This window comes from Pseudoalteromonas sp. SCSIO_11900 (assembly GCF_000576475.1).
GTDB lineage: Bacteria > Pseudomonadota > Gammaproteobacteria > Enterobacterales > Alteromonadaceae > Pseudoalteromonas > Pseudoalteromonas tetraodonis.
Genome location: NZ_KK070025.1, coordinates 506,913 through 529,044, shown reverse-complemented (window position 1 = coordinate 529,044; position 22,132 = coordinate 506,913). Strand labels below are relative to the sequence as shown.

Sequence of the window (22,132 nt, the reverse complement as noted above, 5' to 3'; positions counted from 1 at the left end):
AAAATTAGTAAAATTATAATAATTTACTGTAAAATACAGCGAGTTGGGTTAACAAAAACTTAATTTAAGCACAAATATAGTGCAGCTATGCACTGTGATGAGTCGCTATATTTTTTCAATTACTAAGGTCACTTCCCCGACCTCAACGCCAAACTTAACAATAGATGTGCGGTTTATCAAGCGCGTGTTGGTGACTAAATACATCCAATCGTCAAAGTTAACTTCAAAAGTGCTGCCATCATAAGGAATTTCCACATTGTAGTTCCAATGAAAAACACTGCCTTCACTTTTGCCTGTGGCCGTACCTAAAACATCAGAAGCAGTACCGGTTAACGTGTTGTCGTCGTTTAAGGTTATTTTCCAAATACGTTTTTGGGTTTCGCCGTCATCATAAACGAAGTCTTCCTCAATAACGCCTTGGTTGCCATCCCACGTAGCGCTCAAGTCTACAACAAGCTTACGGGTTAATTCGCCTTTAAAGTCTTGTACAACACCGTAGGCTTTTAAATCGCCGCTAAAAAAAGTCTTAAAATCGAAATTAGGCTCTGAGCCTTTGTAGTGCTCTACACTCGGCGCTGAACAACTTGCAATAAAGAAGCTTACTACCAGCAGCAAAGTTACTTTGATACGTTTTAGATTAATCATGTTAAATCCCTAAAAGTTGATTTCTAATCGATGGTTCTGAGGTGTTCTCACTTAGCCAAATAGCTAAAAAGTCATCTGCAAAAGTGGTGTCTTCTATGCGGCCTATTTCATTGTCATTGTGAAAGAAAATACTGTGTCCTTGCTGATCGGTCAGTAAGGTTAACGATTCACCCTTTTTAATGTCTGGCCATATCGCTAATAATTTATCTGCATAGCGAGCTGATAATTGTGATTTACCTAAATGTTGCCATTGCTCTTTAGTGGCTTTTACAATGTCTTTAGCATCAAAGTCTCGCAGGTAAGTTAAAGTAAATTTAACTGGCGTTTGCTTGGGACTATAAGATCCAGAGGGAGTAAAAAGCGTTGCATCATAAACATCCCAAAAAAGGTATTCCATACGTGCCTCGCCCACTTTGTTAAACTGGGTATCAGCATAAGCAGCATGGTTAAACAGGGCATAAATTAGTACTAAATTTAAAAGCGTTTTCATAATCAGCTCCAAGCAGTAAATACAATTGTTTTATTGCTTAATAAACGCGCCAATTTTACCGTTAATAAATAAAATAACGCTAAACGTTGCAGCCCATAAAGCACCGTATAACGGCCAAAATTGCCATAGCGGCAAGCCGAGTTCTAACACGTCGAATCGCGCCCCCGCCCAGTAACTTCCTGGTGCAAACGCTAAACATACAATAAACGCTTGCCAAGGTTTAAGGGTTGTTAAAAACGACATTGAGGTGTTAATACATAGCAATAAAGCAGCCCATAAAAACACTAACCAAAGCGGAAATGGCGCTACTTTAAATTCAATCAGACCGAACTTAACCGCGATAAATTCACTTAGTAAGGCTAGTGGTAAGCACTTTAGAAGCAAAAAAGCATCTTGTTTTTTTTGCGCTGACAAATAAAACATTAATGCAATGATAACAGTTGAATAGATAAATGAGTGCTGTTCAAGCAGTAGGCATAAAAACCACACTACTTGAAACAGAACAAAATTAATAAGCGAGTGCAATCTCATCATTACTACTCTTAAAACGGGGTTTGCGTGCCATTAAATGCACGGTGCTTGTTGCGCGAGTTCTAAATGCGCCCTCGCAATAAGCAAAATAAAATAGCCATAAACGATAAAATCGCTCATCAAATTTATTACTATCGAGGTTTGGCCAACTTGCAATGAAACGATCTCGCCAATCAGCAAGGGTTCTTGCGTAGTGAACACCAATATCGTTAACTGTGTGGATATTCATATCGGTATGATTTTTTATTTGCTCACTCATTTCGTTGAGCGAAGGCAAACACCCACCAGGGAAAATATACTGCTGAATAAAGTCAGAATTTTTTAAATAATGTTGGTAACGCTGATCGCTAATTGTAATTGCTTGAATAAGCATAGCACCATCGTCTTTTAATAGCTGACCGCACTGAGTGAAAAAACTAGGCAAGTACTCATGACCAACCGCTTCTATCATCTCAATTGATACTAGCTTATCGTATTTACCGGTTAGTAAACGGTAATCTTGTTTGAGCAAGGTTATTTTGTTTTCAAGTCCAAGCTCTTTAATTTTATTTGCAACATAATCGTGCTGCTCATCAGAGATGGTAGTGGTTGTTACATGGCATTCGTAGTGAGTAGCCGCGTAAATTGCAAATGCTCCCCAACCTGTACCAATTTCAATGACGGTGTCGCCTTGTTGTAACTCGACTTGTTCACAAATACGCTGTAGTTTGTATTGCTGTGCTTGCTCGAGGGTGGCGTCTTTACTTGGGTATACGGCACTTGAGTAAAGCATTTCTTTGCTTAAAAAAGACTCGTATAAGTCATTGCCTAAGTCGTAGTGTGCAACAATATTCTTTTTAGAACCCGCATGTGAGTTCTTGTTTTTAATGTGGTTTATACGATGAGCGATGTTACTAAAAAAAGCGAATTTCTTTTCAAATGCGTCTAGTTGGTCTTGGTTTATTGCAAAAATTTCTATCAACCGAGTTAAGTTATCACACTGCCACTGCCCTAATATGTAAGATTCTCCCGCGCCAATACTTCCCGACAGCGCAAATGCTTTATACATAGCAGTATCATTAACGGTTACCGTTACTTTAAGCTCTGATGACGTATCGCCAAATACAGACTGCTGATTATTGTCTACAAGCACTATTTGACCTGTATCAATTGACGAGAACGCTTTAAACACTAACTTTTTATAAAAATTAGTAAACCAACTGGTGCGTTCCTGAACGCGTAAGCTCGATACCTTTTCCATATACTTACCTATATTATTGTTATTACTTATAAAACAACATAAATTAAATTTAAAGTTTGCCTGAATGACCTAAAAAAGGGACTTTTTTAACAAACAATTTAAATGCCTGATAGTAAATACCTCTGAAAATAGACCATGTCATTGCAGGAAAGCGCTTCAACAACTTGCTCATTTGTTTATTGCACAAGGGTTGGCGCTGTAACCTTAACGAAGCATCAAAAAGTAGTTCTTCATCTCGCTTATTTTCTATACGTATCAGTATATTGTCTTTCTTTTGTCGAACAGTCCAATGATAGTTCATATCCAAATTCATAAAGGGTGATACGGAAAAAACTTTCTTAAAGTTCACTTTTTTTTGTAGTGGAACCAAGTAGTAATGTCGCTCATTCCATGGGGTATTACTTACCTCGGCCACCATGTAGCTAAATTGATTATCGTCATGGCCAAAAAAATAAAAATTAACGGGGCTAAAGTAAATACCCAAGCAGCGTAACTGCCCTAGCAGGTACACATGGCTAAATTTCTCATCTACCCCTAACTGGGCTAGCTGCGCATGAGCTCGCTCTATGATGGGCTGATGATGACTATCGGGTAACCCTTTTAAATAATCAGATTGCTCAAACTTCAATGCTTTAAACCCTGAAGTTCCAAGCTGCTTATGGACGCCATTAAGCGCATGAGTATTATTTAAATCAACCCACATCATATAAAGCGGGTAATTAAACGCGTGATGTTTAACAGCAAAACGGCGATGTTTAACATCGCCTAAATACACTGCATTAGTCAAACTCTACTCCAAGTTGCTTGGCCACATCAACGGCGCTGCGCACACCATCCTCATGAAAGCCGTTATACCAATACGCTCCGCAAAAGTACGTGTTATTTTGTCCATCAACGGTATGCTTTTGCTGTTGAGCGGCAATAGATTGTTGATTGAACACAGGATGATGATAGGTAAATTCACGTAAAATTTTACTCTGATTAATACCTTCTAAGTGGTTCAAGGTAACGCAGAACTGTGTATCTGATTTGATCCCTTGCAGTATATTCATTTGATACGTAACCACCGCCGCTTTATCGGTATTGTTATTGAGCAAATAGTTCCAACTTGCCCATGCGGCTTTTCTATCTGGTAATAATGAAACATCGGTATGCAATACCACCGAGTTCTCAGTGTATGGAATAGCACCCAACACCTTATTTTCTTGCTCGCAGGCATCACCAAGTAACGCTAACGCTTGATCTGAATGACACGCAAAAATAACCTTATCAAACAGGGCTTGCTGGCCATCAACAAATGTAATGGTGGCTCCCTGCTCGTCTCTGGTTACCGATTTAATGTCAGTGTTTAACTGTATTTTATCAGCAAAACCAGCTATCAACGGTTTAATGTATTCACGAGAGCCACCGGGAATAACGTACCATTGAGGTCTATTGGTAATGTCTAGCAAACCATGGTTAAAGAAAAACTTTACAAAAAACTCAACCCCTACATTTTCCATTTCTTTAATGCTAGTAGACCAAATGGCAGCACCCATAGGTAAAATGTAGTGATATTTAAAGAAATCATTAAAACGATGTTGTTGTAATAATTGACCTAGTGATTGCTCTGTGTAGTGACCTTTTGCGTGCAAAGCCTTACATAACTTATTAAAACGCACGATGTCATACAATAAACGCCAAAATTTAGGTCTAACTATATTTCTGCGTTGAGCAAATAAACTACTAAATGTATGCCCATTGTATTCAAAGCCGGTTGCCTCGTTATGCACACTAAAACTCATTTGGGTCGGTTTACGTTTCACACCAATGCGTTTAAGCAACTTTTCAAAATAAGGATACGTTCTATCATTAAATACAATAAAACCCGTATCTATCGCGTAATTAATACCGCTGTGCTCTACATCTACAGTTGCGGTGTGACCACCAATATAATCATTTTTTTCAAATAATGTGACATCGTAATGCTTGTGCAGTAAATGTCCGCAGGTTAAACCTGATACGCCAGTCCCAATTATTGCTATTTTTTTCAACGGGTTAATCCTTTTGCAATTTTAAGCCAAAGCGAAAGTGGCAATATTCGCAATGCTTTAAGTATAAATGTAAAACGATAGGGGAAATGAACATCTTTACGACGTTTAGCGACGCCTTTTATTATATAGTCAGCCGCTTTTTCAGCACTAACAGCCATCGGCATAGGGAAATCATTTTTGTCTGTAAGCGGTGTTTTTACAAAACCAGGGTGTACTAGTGTTACATCAACATCGTTTAAATCAACCGCAAGGGTTTTAGCTAAATAGCTAACGCCTGCCTTTGATGCACCGTAGGCTTCTGAACGTGGTAATGGTAAATAAGTAACACTTGAACTAACCATCACTAATTGCCCGCCAGAGACTATTTTTGGCAAAAGCGCCTCTAAGCAGTAACCCATTGATAACAAATTAACGTTAATAACACGCTCAAATAAGGCGCTATCAAAATTACGTGCATCGTCAACATACTCGCAGTTGCCAGCATTGAGAATTACGCGGTCAAATTGAGTGTACCCTAACGTTGCCGCTTTTATATCTTGCAAATTGGTTGCATCAAACTGGCAGGTTTCTATGTTGTTATGTTTGGCAAGTTCAGCGAGCTTTTGCGTATTACGCCCGCAGGCGATCACTGTATCACCCTGATCGGCATACTTAATAGCAAGTTGCTCACCAATACCCGACGTTGCACCTGTAATAAGGGTAATCATAGTTAACCAGCCCTTTTATCAATAAAATTAATAATGTTGCCCAGTAATGGAATATGCTTATACAAAAGCTCACCAGCATTAAAGTAATCTCGATGTTTTACAATCTTGTCGCCTTCAAATACCAACTTGCTGTGCCCTTGCACTGAAATTGTATTGCCCGCGTTAAGTTTTGGGTGAGAATAATGCATTGTCCAATACACAAATGCGTTATTATCGTTGGTAAATGAGTCGGTTATGTCAAATCGACAATGCTTAACATTACTATATAAACCACAAAAATAACGCCTTAAATCTTCAAGGCCATTAATCTCGTGCAGCGGATCTATAAAGTGAATGTTTTGAGCGTAAATTTCAGTTAATAACTCTAGGTTATCTTTATCAAGCTTTTGATATATTTCTACAAATTTATCGACTGATAATTGGTTATCCATATCACACCTTAAATGCAGCTAAAGCCCTCGCTCGTGCCGCTTTATGATCAACTATTGCTGGCCAGTAACAGTGTTCACTTTGTCCCGTTGCTGCTAAGTAAGTATGTGGGAAATGAATGTGTTTATCTGGCACTTTTTGTAATTCAGGCAGATATTTACGGATAAAATCACCATTTGGATCAAAGCGTTCGCTTTGGGTAATGGGGTTGAATACCCTAAAGTAAGGTTGTGCGTCACAGCCGGTACTTGCAGCCCATTGCCAACCACCATTGTTTGAGGCTAAATCGCCATCAATAAGATGCTGCATAAAAAACTGCTCGCCTTTGCGCCAATCAATCAGTAGGTGCTTAGTTAAAAAACTCGCAACCACCATTCTTAAACGATTATGCATCCAGCCTGTTTGCAATAGCTGTTGCATGGCGGCATCAACAAGTGGATAGCCTGTACGGCCTTCGCACCATTGCTTAAACTCAGCGTCACTGTCACGCCAACTCACACTATCGTACTTTTTGTTAAAATTGGCACCGCGTGAAAGTTTTGGGAATTCCGCAATTAAATGTTTATAAAATTCACGCCAGATCAGCTCGTTAACCCAGGTAAACGTTTTACTTTTTGAGGTGGTCAGTATATCGGGGTAATGTTGTTGTATATTAACCATTAACTGCTTACTGCTAACAACCCCTAATGCTAAATAGGGGCTTAAACCCGATGTTCCTTTTACACTAGGTATATCGCGTACATCATCATAACTTGCTAATTTATCATGGATAAAATTATCGACTACATTAGCTAAAGTGTCGTCATCAACCGGCCATTTTTTTGAGCTGTCATCACTGCTGAGTAATTCACACGATTCAATCTCAATAGGATTTGAAGATAATGGCCACGGCACCAAGCTAAAGTGAGTATCTTGATACTGTTTTAGCCACGCCCGCTTAAAGGGCGTAAACACTTTATACATTTCATTATTTTGAGTGCGTACACTACCTACGGGAGCAATGATATCACCTTCGTATAAAGTAAATGTTATTTGCTGTTGATCGCATTGCGCTTGAATCGCTTTATCTCTATTAAACTCATTAAGTTCATATTCTTTATTGGCTATTATGTGTTTAATCTCATACTGCTGACAAAAATCGAGAAGCTTAGTTTGGCAGTCTGTGAAATAAGGAGCCTCTATCACGTGTAAATTAATGCCATACTCAGCTAATTTTTCACGGATATAACTGACTCTGCGTTTTAGTAAGTCAATTTGAATTGGGGCAGTATTATGCTGTGCCCATTGTTTTTCGCACACAAAAAAAATGGCGTGTTTAGCACCATTATTTAGCGCTTCAATAAGCGCTTCGTTAGAAAAAAGGCGCAAATCGCGCCTAAACCAAAATAGTGTATTCATTACAAACCGTAACGTAGCTTAAGTTCATTAGGATAAGGGTTAAAGTATATTTGCTTGCTTAAATACTCATTCGGGTGAACCTTTAAATGATGTTTAAGCAAGGTTAGTGGTACATAAAGCGGCACCAACCCTTGGCGATACTCGTCAATTGCATCTCGCATTTCTTCTTTTTCGATTTTTGATAAATCTTTTTTGAAGTAACCTTGCAAATGCATCAACGTGTTAGAATTATTTTTTCTTGAAGCAGGTCGTTTAAGCGCGGTCATTAAACCTAAAATGTACTCGTCGGCTAGAGCATTAACATCGTCACCTACAAACGTTCCAAGTAGATTGCCTAAATCACGATACGCTTGATAATTATGAGCCATTAACAAGTATTTGTATTGAGCATGGAACTGGGTCAAACGATGTACAGTAACCGGCTCTTTCACTAACTGTTGCCAGTTATGTAATGTATAAACACGCATTACAAAATTCTCGCGTAAATGAACGTCATTTAAACGTCCATTTTCTTCGCAAGGTAGTAAAGGATTGTGTTTCATGATTTGTTCAGCAAAGAAGCCAACGCCCTCAGAGGTGTTACCCGTTCCTGCTTCATTGTAAATTTTTACCCGCTCCATGCCACAGCTTGGGCTCTTAGCACAAAAAACGAATCCGCTTAGATGCCCCGCTTGTTCTGTAGCTATTTTTTTACCGTATTCTGTGAGCTGCGGGCCAACATCTCCCGTACCATCCGGACGACACACTTTAATAGTATCGCCTGTTTTTACTTGACGAATTGTTGGACGGGGTATTGGTAAACCTACCGCAACCTCAGGACAATACATTTTATATTCAACATGTTTTGCCAGCTCTTCCATACAAAAGTTAGATTTTTTGTGGCCGCTGTCAAATCTTACCTTTTCGCCTGCTAAGCAGGCGCTAATACCTATTTTTATTGTATCTGTTTGCATAGATTCTCTTAATAAATCAAGCCACCAATTGGGTTAAGTAACTTGCTAAGTCCTTTATTGAAATGTAGCGCACTACTAACAACAGTAAAGCACAAACATCCCTCTTTTGTTAAAGGAGTATGTTGATGACGGCCATCTTGCCAAATAAAATCACCTGGTACATAACTGCCTTCTTCATCTGTAAATTCGCCATCAAGAAGTAGCGTAACTTCAAAACCTGTATGTGTATGCTCAGGAATTTCGCCGCCTGCGTCTATGTGCAATAAACTCGAACGCAAATGCCCATCGTCAAGCGCTATACGTGAACGAGCAAGCTTACCTACTTGTGTAAATTTGCTATAAGAAATACGTGTTAATGCTCTTGGTAAGCTGTAATTATGGTCATTCACATCAATAGTAACAGGTTCAACAGCATAAACTTCATCAATCGAATCGTCTGACGTGATTAATTCAAGCAACCCTGAGTCCGCTATATCGTCGCTTTGCTCATCGTTATTAACATTCATGTTGTCACTAAACACTGCTTTTGCATTACTTGCCTCGAGTTTTTCAACCTCAGCTTGGCATATTGGGCACATGTCTACATGAATAGATACGGCTAAGCTTAGTGATGCGGGAAGTGTTGCTGCACAGTATTGTGTAAGTAGTGTTTCACTCGGGTGATGTTTAATCATGCTGATCTCCCATTTCATTACGTAATTTCTGCAAGGCTAAACGTAATCGTGATTTTACCGTGCCTACTGGAATGTTTAATTGTTGAGCAAGCTGCTCTTGCGACATATCTTGAAAGTAAACACCGCGTACCACTTCTCTTTGTGCTTGTGGCAGTTTATCTAGGTAGCGCTTAATTTGTTTATCTTCAAGGTGGTCACTGTATTCGTGATGTGTATCTTCTGATTCATTCAATAACGGCCAGATGTCTTCGCTAATATTTTCTTCTTTGTTGCTTTTCATCTTTCGAAGCATATCAAAGGACGCATTACGCATTACCGTATAAACCCACGTAGTGGCTGCGCCTTTGTCGCTGTTGTACAAATGCGCTTTTCGCCACACTGAAGTGAGCGTTTCTTGCACCAACTCCATTGCTTGGGCTTCTACACCAAACTGCTTAATGCCAAAGCGTTTGATCTTTGGTGCAAAATATTCAAACAAGTACGCGAAAGATTTTTTATCGCGAGATTGGGCTACATTAACTAATGCTTCCCTGAGCTCCGTACTTGGCGTTTCTGGCATGGCAGTATACTTACCTGTGTTAGGTTCACAACGTAATATTTGTTGTTGACTTACCATAGTAAAATGTCCCGTTATAGCTTTTGTAAGTACCACTACGAGCTAAGAATATAAGCGGATCATAATTATTTTAGGCAAATTCATTATTAATCACAGTATGGAGGAAATTCAGCAAGTTATCAAAATTAGTTTCAAATGCAAGTTGTTGTTTTTTCTCAATAGAAATAGGGAGAAGCTCAAGCCATCTGGCAACAACCCAAGTAAGTTGATTAAACTGGGTATGTTTATAAAGAGACTGTAGCTGTGGATTATTAGAGAATACTTCTTCTAATGCCACTTGAAGTAGTTGATGTTCGCCAATGTCATGATTACTGCTATTGTACCAATAAGGTGTATTGCACGCAGAGACCTCACCATAGCGTAACTCCTGTTCGTCTTGGTACACGTTATCTAGTTGCACACTTTTTGATGCAAAAACATCAATCAACAGCATACCGCTTTCGTCTTGGTCGAAATCAATAATATCCATTAAACACCCTTGGGCGCTTATATTAAATGGTGTGTCGTGTTCGAAGGTGCAAAGTACAAAACCGCTGTTTGTTTTTAATGCGTTTTTAACCATCGTCAAATAACGAGGCTCAAATATACGTAATCGCGTATAGCCTTCAGGTAATATAAAAATAGGTAATGGGAAAATCGCACGTTTCATAAAGTCTACTTCTTTCAAACACTCTGCCTTTATTTACGTGCGCTCTATTGAAGTCGATCAGCTTTAGTTACATCGATTGTTTTACCGTGTAAGTGCATTCGCTAATTAAACCTCGTTCCCACATTTTTTATCATGTAAGCGATGTAATATACACTCAGTACACTTGCCACTGGCGCCAACATCAGAGCTAACAATTCGAACTCGCTGTTCATCACTTATTCCCTATTTTTATTGCTTTTGTTGTGTTTTTACTACAAGTTGCTTTTCATCAATGCCACTATTATCAACAACTGGGCTGGTTTGTAATAAACCATCTAAAATAGCGTGGGCATCAAAAGAAACAGCTTCTTTTACTGACTGTTCAAGTTCATAGGTTGCTTGTGATACATAAGTAGACACTGTTTTAGTTAGCATATCTGTAATATTTAAATCGACTTCTGTCGCGTTAACCTGAGTTGAGCCTAATACAAGTAAGCTAGCGATTGTCATGTTGATTGAAGTTTTCATAATAGTATTCCTTGTTTATTTATTGGTTAGTACACTTAGTTACTATCAAGGGCTATGCCATAAAGAAAAAACTTTATAAGTCATTGTTTTAAAATCAAATAAACAAATTAAAATGAAATCAACAAAATTTAAATTAGTAATTTTGACCAATGAATTTAAAAATAAAACCAAATAATAGTGTGTTTGTTAATGTTCAGTAAATTAATGACTTTATTTCGTATTTGAAAGTTTCAGCGTACACCTGTACACTAAAAATCATTCGGAAAGTGGTAGGATCTGTTATGTCTGTTGAAGCTCCCTATTCTAAAAAAGAAGAGCTGTTAAATGTTATTAGTCATGCCTTAGGCATTGTATTTGCTGCTTTTGTTTTTTGGGATTTAGTTAAACAAACTAATAGTGTGAAAAGCTATGCCAGTACTCTGATATACGGCAGTAGCTTACTAATTTTATTTTTATCTTCAACGCTTTATCACGCCAGTGTGCGCCCAAGATTGAGAGCGTTTTACAAAAAATGTGATCATTGCGCCATCTATTTACTGATTGCAGGCACCTACACGCCCTTTTTGTTGCTGTCGTTATCTGGGCTCTGGTCTTGGGCTACCTTAGCCTTTATTTGGACAGTAGCGTTTGCAGGCATCGCTTATAAGCTATTGGTTAAAAATGGCAATAAAAAAGTATCACTGGCTACTTATTTATTAATGGGATGGTTTGCATTAGCCATTGTGTATCCGCTTTATTTAAACGTGCCTATCAATGCACTTTATTGGCTATTAGCTGGCGGCTTATTTTATAGTGTAGGTACTATTTTTTACAGTGCAAAAAGCACTCAATATAGCCATGCTATTTGGCACCTTTTTGTTATTGGTGGATGTGTTAGCCATTATATTTCGATCAGTAACTATGTTTATTAGGCTGGTTAAGCCATTTAGATTAGTCTGGTTTGAGCGAGAAGCGGTCATTGAAATTGGCTAAATATCGTAGTTAATTGATTGGTGAAACTGCTCTTTGCGCATATATTTATGAAAATGAGCGGCGCGCGTAAATTATTCTATTTAACTTTACTTTAAAGTTTTAAAAAACTTAGTGATAGTAGTGCCTTAGGTAATTTGTTAAACGTAGATAAATAAGCGTTAAATCGGCAAAAATATGCGCGATGAGCGCACTATTAAATTGTTAGCCCACAGGCGTCAGAATTAGCGAAGGATTATGATAAAAGGTCAAATAGTAGAATGGAACGATACTAAAGGTTATGGGTTTATATCGTCTGTTGATGGGAAAGTGAGAGTATTCTTCCATATTTCATCTATCACTAACCGAGGTTATCGCCCTAAAGTAAAAGATAGCGTTACTTTTGACGTCGCTGAGGATAAAAAGGGACGATTCAATGCTGAAAATATTGTGGTGCGAGGTGTCAACGGATTCCCTTATACAGTGCTATTTGGTTTTAGCTTCTTGGTCGCAGCAATAGCATCGGTAACAGTATTTAATGGTGAAATACTTCTAATTCCTTTGTATTTAGTATTGAGCATCTTTACATATTTTATGTTTGCGTGGGATAAACAAGCGGCACAGAATGGTAGTTGGAGAACGTCAGAAAGTACATTGCATACATTATCTTTGGTCGGTGGTTGGCCAGGAGCACTACTGGCTCAGTTTCAACTACGACACAAATCAAGGAAACAACCTTTCAAGTTCATTCTATGGATTACAATTTTTATCAACATTGGTGGTTTTGTTTGGTTGTTGAGTGAATCAGGACGGCGTATAGTCCAGAGTGTTTTAGGGGCGTTTTAGCGTCTATCAAACTTGCAAAGTAATGTGGGCTAACAAAGCGTTCAAGACGGATTCACAACGCTTGGTAGTTTTGGTTTGGTTCAGCTTTAGTGGCTACGGCACAATGGTTTAGGTTTGGTGGTCGCGTTTTTCACCACTTAACGCGGCGTTAGGTGATTACTTTTGTGCGCTTATTTTAAACCATGAGAAGAGGTAATAATGGGAATAATAACACTTATTATATTATTAGTAGTGGTGCTTGTGGTTGTAGTCACTCTTACACAAACAAGAGCCTCTTCGACTCAAAAAGTGGTAAGCAATCAGGTTGTTTCGCGTAGTGGTATGAAAGATGCTAAGTATTCAGGGACTATGTTTACAGCATCGCACTCTAAAAAGAGTAATGTAGATGACAACATACACAATTCCAGTTATTGCTTCGATACTAATGATTACCTTGGCAAAGCTGCTGATGCGAAAAGTCAGGCTAAGCAGGCAGTTAAAGAGCGAGACTTTGATAAGGCGTGGCGATTATTTCATGAACAAAAAGAATATTATGTGAAGCATGCAAATCGAATTGGATTCAGTGCGCGAGATGCCCTTTCATTGGATTCTACTGTACATGAAGATTTAGCAAATATACTACGCGTTGGTGGTAAGCATCATGATGCTTTCTTTAATATTCTGTATTGGGTTATTGCTTCTAGGCATAGACCCATCAAACGTCATGAGCAAAAATTGAAAGCCTATTTCAATCGCTGTAAATTCAAGAATACAACTATTGAGGATGTATGCGACTATATTGCTGGTTGTGGGAACACGATAGTTAACCCTATAAAGATTAGAGAGCAAGTCGAAAGGTGGCGCGCTTGCGAATAATCACCTAACAACTGACTAAGGCTATGAATGTCCGCTTATGGCACAGACTGTGTGAAAACTCTGATCACCTTTTGGTCTAAGTATGTTCTGCTTATGATCTATTAATCTATACATTTAGTTCACTTAATATACTGATATTTATATAATTAGACTATTGATTCAGTTGAGGGTTGAGGCAGTATGTCAAAGTTTATAAGCGGTGAAAGTCGTGACCAATCAACGTTATTTCCAGAATCGTTGGAAGACTACGTCAGTGAAGATAATACGGTCAGAGTGATTGATGTTTTCATTGAGGAACTAAATCTAGCTGAATTGGAGTTTAAAGGGTTAACTTTAAAGTCCACAGGCCGCCCTAAGTATCATCCAGCCACATTATTAAAACTGTATCTTTATGGTTACCTCAACCGTATTCAATCATCCCGCCGATTAGAAACCGAATGCCAACGCAATATTGAACTGATGTGGCTACTTGGTAAGTTGGCACCCGACTTTAAAACGATTGCTGATTTTAGAAAAGACAACGGAGATGGTATAAAAAATGTGTGCAAAACGTTTGTTGAAGTCTGCCGTCGTCTGAATATGTTTGAGAAACCAGTTGTTGCCATCGATGGTAGTAAGTTTAAAGCTAGCAACAACAAAGGCAATAATTTTACGCCAAGCAAAGTTAAATTCCACATCGACCGAGTCGAAAAGAACATTGAACGTTACCTTGAATTACTTGATGAAGCCGATAAAGAGCAAGCTAACGTCACAAAAATTAAAGCCACAAAAGATAGGCTAGCTGACTTTCGCAGCCAGTTAAAAAAACTACACGAGATTAAAGAACAAGTTGAAGCTCATCCTGACAAGCAAATATCCACTACTGATCCTGATTCACGTTTAATGAAAACTCAAGGTTTTACAAGAGTTGTGAGTTATAACGTGCAAAGTGCGGTTGATACCAAGCACCACCTTATAGTGGCGCATGAGGTGACCAACGTGCCAGATAGAGGCCAGCTTGCGTCAATGACAAAACTCGCACAAAAAGCATTGCGCAAGGAAGATATAAGGGTATTAGCAGATAAAGGTTACTTCAGTCAGCCCGATATAAAAGATACTATCGATTTGGGTGCAGAGCCAATCATGCCCAAGACGGATACATCGTCCTCTGAAAAGAAAGGGATATTTAACCGCTCACTCTTCAAATACGATGCAAATAAAGATATTTACTTATGCCCCGCTGGTAATGAACTTCAAAATCGAATGCAGGTATTTGAGCAAGGTAAATACCTTGATGTTTACTTCAATCACATTGCTTGTCGAGATTGTAAAATAAGAAGTCAGTGCACTAACTCTAAAAAAGACCCTAGGCGAATAAGGCGGTGGGTGCATGAGATTCTGACAGAAGAAATGCTTCAAAAGCTAAAGAATGAACCTGAATTGATGCTTCATCGCAAGCAAACTGTTGAGCACCCCTTTGGCACAATTAAACTCTGGATGGGAGCTACCCACTTACTAACACGAGGTTTAAAAAGCGTGGGGACAGAAATAAGTCTTCATGTCCTAGCTTACAACTTCAGAAGAATGATAACAATTATGGGAGTTAACGGCCTAAGTAAAGCAATTAGAGTAGCGTTGCCATAGCAGTTTCGTTCGCGCGGAGAAAATTGCGATACTGAGAAAAAATCGATCGCAACCATCTTAAATGGTTTCAAACTAAGAACATACCCAAGACAATTTATTAAAAATTAGTTTTTACACAGTCTGGGCACTCAGCCGACAGTCAATATATATGGTTTAACTTACAGTACAAATCAGTTATTTATATCGCTAACGGGTAAATTGGGCTGTTTCTGGTAAATTCATTATTTTTGTCGGATGGCGTGGCTCCGCCACTTGTCCAACCTACATTAAAAGCTAGGTTGGTTAAGCCGAAGGCGCCACCCAACAGATTTTCAGATACACGCCTTTAAAATCCGCTCATGGCACTCTCTGGCTACTCGACAACATTAAATATTGAGAATTATTGGCAAGGTATTTTACTTTGTCGGATGGCGCTTCGCTTATCCGACCTACGCGTACACTTATATGTTTGAGAGTGGTTATATCACTCCCATCTACACTCGCGCATATTCACTTTATTATTGTTAAAATTAACACCTTCTAATAACAGTTTTTGTCGTTGTTCTTGGTATTTATCACTCCCTTCGGGAAACGATATTTTACCTTGGCTATTAACCACTCGATGCCACGGGATCGCCGAATCTTTTGGCATCTCTTTTAATAAACGACCTACCAACCTAGCATTATTAGGATACCCTGCAAGCGCCGCTACTTGCCCATAACTGGCAACACACCCTGAGGGTATACTCGCAATAATAGTGTAAATAACCGTTTCTTTATTAACGTCCATTCTTGCTTAAATACTCCTGACTGAGTAATTCAAATTGCTGCCAAATTTTACGGGCAACAGGACCATGGTGCATAGCATGTTGACGAAAAACACGAATTTGCGCGCTAAACTGATGCTCTCTGTCTGTTACTATTATTTGCTGTAATGAGCCCGCGGCAATTTCTTTTTTACAGTGGCCTAAGCTCATCATTGCCCATCCTGCACCTGACAATAAAAACGACTTTAGGGTAGATATGTCATCTATTTTCATTACCGCAGCCCCTTTAGAATAAGATAACCTGTCGCTGTCTATGCTCAAGCCACTTTCAAACATCGCTAAACACGGGTAAAGTTGTAACTGATCGTAGGTAAGCTGCTTAGGTAAAATCCCTTTTGCGCCAACAATGCCTATATCAAGCTTGCCTATCGGTAAGCTTTCTAAATCGCCGGTGGCATGAAATAAATCAAACCATGGGCCAATCCCAAGCTCGGCTTGGCCGGTATTAACTTGCTCTAAAGATACAAACCGTTTACCACTGGTTAAACGAAATTCTGTACTAGAAAAATGCTTAAAAGTATTACTTATGATCTCGTTATAACTTTGCATATGACAAATTTGCTCGTAGCAGACTCTATATTGCGCTTCATTGCCTAATGCCAGCTCTGTTGCGAGCTGAGTAAGTTGCTCATTAGCGGCTAATAACTGTTTAGCCTCGCGATGAAAAATACGTCCTTTTTCGGTAAGTTGTAATCGGTATTTAGAACGGTCGAGTAGATCAAAACCTAATTTCGCCTCTAAGTTTTTAATCGCTAGTGTCAATGCAGGCTGAGTTTTATGTAGCTTTAATGCAGCGCCACTTAAGCTCGCACTTTGCACAATAGCATCTAAAATTTGTAATTGATTAAGTTTCATAGTCAGCCCGGCACATTATAAGTAAAACTTATTGAGTTTCTAAAATTTAATGAATTTTATTTTATATGTTTGCAGCGTATGCTGCACACACTTATTTAGCCTTTTTTTATCATGGAGATATCATGCCACTGTTTCGCTTATGTTTACTATCTGCGACATTACTAAGTTTAATAGGCTGCTCAGAGCCCGAGAAAATAGCTAAAGAAGAGCCTATTCGTCCGGTTAAATTATTTAGCATTGGTCATGATTCACAAACTAACATTCGCAGCTTCCCCGCTGAAGTGGTTGCAAACCAAGGCTCATATCTTGCTTTTAGGGTCAACGGTGAGTTGGTTGAATTTCCTGTATTAGCTGGTGAACAAGTTGAAAAAGGACAACTATTGGCTAAGTTAGATCCTGAGGATTTTCAATTACAATATAACGAACGTAAAGCACGATACGAACTGGCAAAATCACAACTAAAACGCATTAAACAACTATTTGATAAAAATATCACCAGTCAATCTGAGCTTGATCAAGCCGTTGCCAATAAACAAGTCGCTGAGTCAGCGTTTAAAATTGCAGAAACAAATTTAGAGTACAGTGAACTTCGTGCTCCTTTTGCTGGCATAGTAGCCAAAGTGTTTGTAAAAAACTTTGAGAGTATTCAAGCAAAACAAAATGTTCTGCGCCTAGAAACTCGCGATTTTATGGATGTAGAAATACAGGTTCCTGAAAAAATCGTGGCGCGCATTCAAAAAGATACCCAATACCAACCTATGGTTGAATTTGATGGCTATCACGACAAGCAATACAAACTAACGCTTAAAGAATGGGACACCCAAGCCGATCCGGCAACGCTTACCTATAAAGTGGTTTTTTCATTACCGGTGCCAAAAGATTTTAATTTGCTTGCGGGTATGTCGGGACAAGTGATGATAGATTTGAGCAAAGTTACACGCTCACAAACCCCTTACACTATTTTACCTATTGAGTCGGTATTTTCAGATCCTAATAAAAGCCTAAGCGATAATGCCTATGTGTGGGTTTTTAATCAGCAAACTGGCACTGTGCATAAACAAGCAGTACAAGTGGGCCAATTGCATCACGACACTATCGAAGTGCTTAGCGGCGTAAAAGAAGGCCAACAAATTGTCTCTGCCGGTGTTCACTCTTTAAAAGAAGGCATGTCTGTTCGTCCTTGGAATAAAGAGCGAGGCTTATAATTATGGGCTTTGCGCAACTATCTATTGAGAAAAAAGTCATTAGCTGGATGTTTACGCTGTTGCTGTTAATTGGCGGCAGTGTATCTTATTTTGATTTAGGCCAGCTGGAAGATCCTGAATTCACTTTAAAAAAAGCCATGGTGATCACTTTATATCCAGGCGCCTCTCCACAGCAAGTCGAAGAAGAAGTGACATTTCCGATTGAAAATGCCATTCAACAGCTCCCCTATGTTGATTATGTCACCTCTATTTCATCCAATGGTAAATCACAAATTACCGTAGAAATGAAAAGCACCTATCGGAAACAGGAGCTAAGACAAATATGGGATGAAATGCGTCGTAAAATAAACGACCTTAGCCCGTCGCTGCCAAGTGGTGTTTACCCCAGTAATGTGATTGATGATTTTGCCGATGTTTACGGCGTTATGTTTGCCGTCACGGGCGATGGCTACTCGTATGATGAATTAAAAGACTATGTTGATTATTTAAAACGTGAACTTGTTTTAGTTAAAGGAGTGAGCAAAGTTACAATTGCGGGCCAACAGCAGCCACAAGTAATGGTTGAGGTATCGACGCAAAAGCTTGCCCAACTCGGTATTGCGCCTAGTCATATTTATGATTTACTGCAATCACAAAACACCGTATCTAACGCTGGACGTATTCGCGTGGGTGATGAGTCTATTCGCTTGCATCCTACTGGTGAATTTAAAGATGTAAAAGAACTTGAAACCTTATTAATTTCAAAGCCTGGTGCCAGCGAACTCATTTATCTAGGCGATGTTGCAAAGGTTTACCGTGAATATGCTGAAGTACCGACTAATGTGATTCATTACAATCAACAACATGCTCTGCTTATTGGTGTGTCGTTTATGTCTGGGGTTAATGTTGTTGATGTAGGTAAGCACATAGATGAGCACTTAGCATCTCTTGAGTATCAACGCCCGCATGGTATTGATATTAGCTCAGTGTATAACCAACCTAAAGAAGTAGAGCAGTCGGTAGATGGCTTTATTGTTAGTTTAATAGAGGCCATTGCAATAGTTATTGTAGTACTACTTATTTTTATGGGCTTTAAAAGTGGGGTTTTAATCGGCGGTATTTTATTACTGACCGTATTAGGCACCTTTATATTTATGAAGCTGTTTGCGATTGACTTACAACGTATATCATTAGGCGCGCTAATTATTGCGCTAGGTATGCTGGTCGATAACGCCATTGTTGTGACCGAAGGTATTCTCATCAACCTCAAGCGCGGTCAAACAAAGCTTAAAGCCGCAGTTAATATTGTCGATCAAACTAAGTGGCCACTACTTGGCGCAACAGTTATTGCCATAACCGCTTTCGCACCGATTGGTTTAAGCTCAGATGCCAGTGGTGAATTTGCTGGCAGCTTATTTTGGGTGCTGTTTATTTCTTTGCTCTTGAGCTGGATCACCGCAATTACGCTCACGCCGTTTTTTGCCCACTTGATGTTTAAAGAAACCGAATTTAAACACGAACATAATCAAGAGCATGAAGACCCTTACCAAGGCATCATATTCAATGGTTATAAAGCGATATTAAATTTAGCTATGCGCTTTAGAAAAACAACCTTAGTCCTTATGGTTGCCCTTTTATGCAGCGCTGTAGTGGGGTTTGGTGCAGTAAAGCAATCATTTTTTCCAGCCTCAAATACCCCGATGTTTTATGTCGATTACTGGCAAGATCAAGGCGCTGATATTCGCGCAACCCTTGAGGGCATTAAGCAGCTAGAAGCTTATTTACAAAAGAATGAACTGGTCACAGAAATCACCAGTACAGTTGGCCAAGGTGCGCCGCGTTTTATGCTGACCTACGCGCCTGAAAAATCCTACCCTGCTTATGGGCAGTTAATTATTCGTGTCACCAATCGTGAAGCCGTCGCAAAAGTCATGCAAAAAGTGCGTGATTACGCACAGCAACATCCACTGTCTGCAAAGTTAAAAGTAAAACCAATGGAAATTGGTCCGTCAACCGATGCTAAAATAGAGGCGCGGTTCTCAGGCCCCGATCCGGTTGTTTTAAGACAGCTTTCATCACAGGCTAAAGAGATTATCGCCAAAGACGACGGTGCCTTTAACATTCGAGATGATTGGCGTGCACGCACTAAAATGATTCGTCCGCAATTTAATGAACAAAAAGCGCGCCGTTTGGGGATCACCAAGTTTGACCTTGACCAAGTTCTGTTAACTAGCCTGTCGGGTAAGCAAGTGGGTGTGTATCGTGATGGTACGCAATTATTGCCTATTATTGCCCGCTCACCGGCAAGCGAGCGCTTAAATGTAGACAGTGTTCACGATTTACAAATTTATAGCCCTGTTTTACGCGTGTTTGTGCCGGTTACCCAAGTGGTTGATGAATTTATTGTTGAGTGGGAAGACAGCTTAATTATGCGTCGCGATCGTAAACGCACCATTACTGTGATGGCAGATCATGATGTATTGGGTGATGAAACGCCTGCAAAATTATTTGCTCGGGTTCGCGCTGAGGTTGAAGCAATTGATTTACCCCGTGGCTATGAAATGCAATGGGGCGGCGAGTTCGAATCATCAAGCAAAGCGAAAAAGGCTATTTTTGGCTCGTTACCACTGGGCTATTTAGCAATGTTTGCAGTAACAGTATTACTGTTTAACTCAGTGAAAAAACCTTTGGTTATTTGGGCAACTGTACCGCTGGCTATTATTGGTGTTAGTGCAGGCTTATTAGTGATGAATGCGCCGTTTAGCTTTATGGCGCTACTAGGCTTACTAAGCTTAAGCGGCATGCTAATTAAAAACGGCATTGTACTGGTTGATCAAATAAACTTAGAACTGAGTGAAGGTAAATCACCCTATCAAGCAGTGTTTGACTCAGGCGTCAGCCGTGTGCGCCCTGTAGCCATGGCCGCTATCACAACAATACTTGGCATGATCCCGTTATTATTCGACGTATTTTTTCAGTCGATGGCGGTCACCATTATGTTTGGCTTAGGGTTTGCTACCATACTGACGCTAATTGTAGTGCCGGTTTTATACACTGTGGTATTTAGGATTGATTACCCTAAAAAATAGTAGGCTAACAAAAAACGCAGCTAAGGCTGCGTTTTTATTTGCTTTGTTAAACAAGCTTAATTACTTTTTTAAGCTTAACGTGCTACTGCTGCGGGTTTTATTTCCTGTGGCAGTATTTGCTTTGTGAGTCTTTGATTTACCTACATAGGTAGTAGAGCGTTTTTGATAAGGCGTATTTCGACTACTTTTTTTAGCGTGCTTTTGTTGCTCGTCATTATTTTCACGACGTAGTTTCCCGCCCTGAAAGTCACGCTTATGAGCAGATTTAGCGCCATTATTTTTAGCTTGTTCAGTGTAATTGCGCTGTTCAGTATCATCATAAAGTGAGTGTTCTTGCGTTTTACCTGAATCAGCAATTGAGTCGTTAATGACCGCCATTTCAGCGTCGCTTAAATGTCGCCACTGCCCTACTTTCAATCCTTTGAGGGTTACGTTCATAATACGCACACGTTTTAGTGTAACCACTTCGTAACCTAAGTATTCACACATACGGCGAATTTGACGGTTTAAACCTTGGGTTAAAATAATGCTAAATTGCTGCGCACCGGTCTGAGTAACTTTACACTTTTTAGTCACGGTATCTAAAATAGGAATACCGTTCGCCATTTTATTTACAAACTGACGATTAAGTGGTTTGTCTACAGTAACCACATATTCTTTTTCGTGGTTATTGCCAGCTCGTAAGATTTTATTAACGATATCGCCTTCATTGGTTAAAAAAATCAGCCCTTCTGAGGGTCTGTCTAAACGACCAATCGGAAATATACGTTCAGGATAATTAACAGCTTTAACAATATTACTTTGAATTTTACGCTCTGTGGTACAGGTAATGCCCACAGGCTTATTATAAGCAATATACACACGTTTAGGTGGTGCTTTTAATGGTTTACCATCAACCAAAACTGCATCTGATTGGGCAACTTTAACACCCATTTCTGGTAATTCGCCATTAACGGTAACACGACCTTGCTCAATATATTTATCGGCTTCGCGGCGAGAGCAAAACCCGGTTTCACTAATAAATTTATTTAAACGCTTCAAGTCTGTCATCTGG

Annotated in this window: 23 protein-coding genes; 6 read left to right on the top strand and 17 right to left on the bottom strand. The window is 39.3% G+C overall.

Annotated features, from left to right (window positions below; translation table 11 throughout):
• Positions 1-105: 105 nt before the first annotated feature.
• The 14 genes from BG00_RS16585 to BG00_RS16520 all read right to left on the bottom strand — a co-directional run bounded on the left by BG00_RS16585 (position 106) and on the right by BG00_RS16520 (position 10,872).
• The gene (locus tag BG00_RS16585) at positions 106-645 is read right to left on the bottom strand and encodes a DUF3833 domain-containing protein (protein ID WP_013463264.1); all 540 of its coding nucleotides are present in this window, start codon (positions 643-645) and stop codon (positions 106-108) included.
• A gap of 1 nt (position 646) precedes the next feature.
• Positions 647-1,135: a chalcone isomerase family protein gene (locus BG00_RS16580; RefSeq protein WP_013463263.1), complete on the bottom strand. Its 489-nt coding sequence runs from the start codon at positions 1,133-1,135 to the stop codon at positions 647-649.
• 30 nt (positions 1,136-1,165) lie between these two features.
• On the bottom strand, positions 1,166-1,666 hold the full coding sequence (locus BG00_RS16575) for a DUF2878 domain-containing protein (protein WP_036983986.1): 501 nt from the start codon (positions 1,664-1,666) through the stop codon (positions 1,166-1,168).
• On the bottom strand, positions 1,644-2,906 hold the full coding sequence (locus BG00_RS16570) for an SAM-dependent methyltransferase (protein ID WP_036983985.1): 1,263 nt from the start codon (positions 2,904-2,906) through the stop codon (positions 1,644-1,646). Before BG00_RS16570 ends, BG00_RS16575 begins: the two co-directional genes overlap by 23 nt.
• A 49-nt stretch (positions 2,907-2,955) precedes the next feature.
• On the bottom strand, positions 2,956-3,693 hold the full coding sequence (locus BG00_RS16565; RefSeq protein ID WP_036983984.1) for a DUF1365 domain-containing protein: 738 nt from the start codon (positions 3,691-3,693) through the stop codon (positions 2,956-2,958).
• The gene (locus BG00_RS16560) at positions 3,686-4,939 is read right to left on the bottom strand and encodes an NAD(P)/FAD-dependent oxidoreductase (RefSeq protein WP_036983982.1); all 1,254 of its coding nucleotides are present in this window, start codon (positions 4,937-4,939) and stop codon (positions 3,686-3,688) included. Before BG00_RS16560 ends, BG00_RS16565 begins: the two co-directional genes overlap by 8 nt.
• Positions 4,936-5,646, bottom strand: coding sequence for an SDR family NAD(P)-dependent oxidoreductase (locus BG00_RS16555; protein ID WP_036983981.1), 711 nt, complete (start codon positions 5,644-5,646; stop codon positions 4,936-4,938). The genes BG00_RS16560 and BG00_RS16555 overlap by 4 nt, the downstream gene beginning before the upstream one ends.
• Before the next feature lie 2 nt (positions 5,647-5,648).
• Entirely contained in the window at positions 5,649-6,077 is a 429-nt protein-coding gene (locus BG00_RS16550; protein ID WP_036983980.1) for a nuclear transport factor 2 family protein, read from the bottom strand.
• Position 6,078: 1 nt separating this feature from the next.
• Positions 6,079-7,473 carry a deoxyribodipyrimidine photo-lyase gene (gene phrB / locus BG00_RS16545; RefSeq protein WP_036983979.1) on the bottom strand — a complete coding sequence of 465 codons (1,395 nt, stop codon included), beginning with the start codon at positions 7,471-7,473 and terminating at the stop codon, positions 6,079-6,081.
• Positions 7,473-8,426 (bottom strand): YbgA family protein, encoded by a 954-nt coding sequence (locus BG00_RS16540; protein ID WP_036983978.1) that lies wholly within the window; start codon positions 8,424-8,426, stop codon positions 7,473-7,475. The genes phrB and BG00_RS16540 overlap by 1 nt, the downstream gene beginning before the upstream one ends.
• 8 nt (positions 8,427-8,434) lie before the next feature.
• Positions 8,435-9,100 carry a ChrR family anti-sigma-E factor gene (locus tag BG00_RS16535; protein WP_036983977.1) on the bottom strand — a complete coding sequence of 222 codons (666 nt, stop codon included), beginning with the start codon at positions 9,098-9,100 and terminating at the stop codon, positions 8,435-8,437.
• Entirely contained in the window at positions 9,093-9,716 is a 624-nt protein-coding gene (locus BG00_RS16530) for a sigma-70 family RNA polymerase sigma factor (protein WP_036983976.1), read from the bottom strand. The genes BG00_RS16535 and BG00_RS16530 overlap by 8 nt, the downstream gene beginning before the upstream one ends.
• Positions 9,717-9,786: 70 nt before the next feature.
• Positions 9,787-10,365: an LON peptidase substrate-binding domain-containing protein gene (locus tag BG00_RS16525; RefSeq protein WP_036984076.1), complete on the bottom strand. Its 579-nt coding sequence runs from the start codon at positions 10,363-10,365 to the stop codon at positions 9,787-9,789.
• Positions 10,366-10,593: 228 nt separating this feature from the next.
• Positions 10,594-10,872 (bottom strand): hypothetical protein, encoded by a 279-nt coding sequence (locus BG00_RS16520; RefSeq protein ID WP_036983975.1) that lies wholly within the window; start codon positions 10,870-10,872, stop codon positions 10,594-10,596.
• A 281-nt stretch (positions 10,873-11,153) separates the two neighbouring features.
• On the opposite strand from BG00_RS16520, the gene trhA reads away from it, so the two are divergent.
• The 4 genes from trhA to BG00_RS16500 all read left to right on the top strand — a co-directional run bounded on the left by trhA (position 11,154) and on the right by BG00_RS16500 (position 15,144).
• On the top strand, positions 11,154-11,783 hold the full coding sequence (gene trhA / locus BG00_RS16515; protein ID WP_036983974.1) for a PAQR family membrane homeostasis protein TrhA: 630 nt from the start codon (positions 11,154-11,156) through the stop codon (positions 11,781-11,783).
• Positions 11,784-12,078: 295 nt separating this feature from the next.
• Positions 12,079-12,666, top strand: a complete 588-nt coding sequence (locus BG00_RS16510; protein WP_190276285.1) for a cold shock and DUF1294 domain-containing protein — start codon at positions 12,079-12,081, stop codon at positions 12,664-12,666.
• A 198-nt stretch (positions 12,667-12,864) separates the two neighbouring features.
• Entirely contained in the window at positions 12,865-13,521 is a 657-nt protein-coding gene (locus BG00_RS17180) for a hypothetical protein (protein WP_051498262.1), read from the top strand.
• Positions 13,522-13,701: 180 nt separating this feature from the next.
• Entirely contained in the window at positions 13,702-15,144 is a 1,443-nt protein-coding gene (locus BG00_RS16500; RefSeq protein WP_004589456.1) for an IS1182 family transposase, read from the top strand.
• A 463-nt stretch (positions 15,145-15,607) separates the two neighbouring features.
• Here BG00_RS16500 and BG00_RS16495 read toward each other — a convergent pair whose 3' ends face one another.
• Positions 15,608-15,913 carry an MGMT family protein gene (locus BG00_RS16495; RefSeq protein ID WP_036983973.1) on the bottom strand — a complete coding sequence of 102 codons (306 nt, stop codon included), beginning with the start codon at positions 15,911-15,913 and terminating at the stop codon, positions 15,608-15,610.
• Positions 15,903-16,805, bottom strand: coding sequence for a LysR family transcriptional regulator (locus BG00_RS16490; protein WP_036983972.1), 903 nt, complete (start codon positions 16,803-16,805; stop codon positions 15,903-15,905). The genes BG00_RS16495 and BG00_RS16490 overlap by 11 nt, the downstream gene beginning before the upstream one ends.
• 122 nt (positions 16,806-16,927) lie before the next feature.
• On the opposite strand from BG00_RS16490, the gene BG00_RS16485 reads away from it, so the two are divergent.
• Together BG00_RS16485 and BG00_RS16480 are read left to right on the top strand one after the other, a co-directional pair.
• Entirely contained in the window at positions 16,928-18,010 is a 1,083-nt protein-coding gene (locus BG00_RS16485) for an efflux RND transporter periplasmic adaptor subunit (protein WP_036983971.1), read from the top strand.
• 2 nt (positions 18,011-18,012) lie between these two features.
• Positions 18,013-21,078 carry an efflux RND transporter permease subunit gene (locus BG00_RS16480; RefSeq protein WP_036983970.1) on the top strand — a complete coding sequence of 1,022 codons (3,066 nt, stop codon included), beginning with the start codon at positions 18,013-18,015 and terminating at the stop codon, positions 21,076-21,078.
• A 60-nt stretch (positions 21,079-21,138) separates the two neighbouring features.
• On the opposite strand, the gene rluF is transcribed toward BG00_RS16480, so the two are convergent.
• The gene (gene rluF / locus BG00_RS16475) at positions 21,139-22,128 is read right to left on the bottom strand and encodes a 23S rRNA pseudouridine(2604) synthase RluF (protein WP_036983968.1); all 990 of its coding nucleotides are present in this window, start codon (positions 22,126-22,128) and stop codon (positions 21,139-21,141) included.
• Positions 22,129-22,132 lie beyond the last annotated feature (4 nt).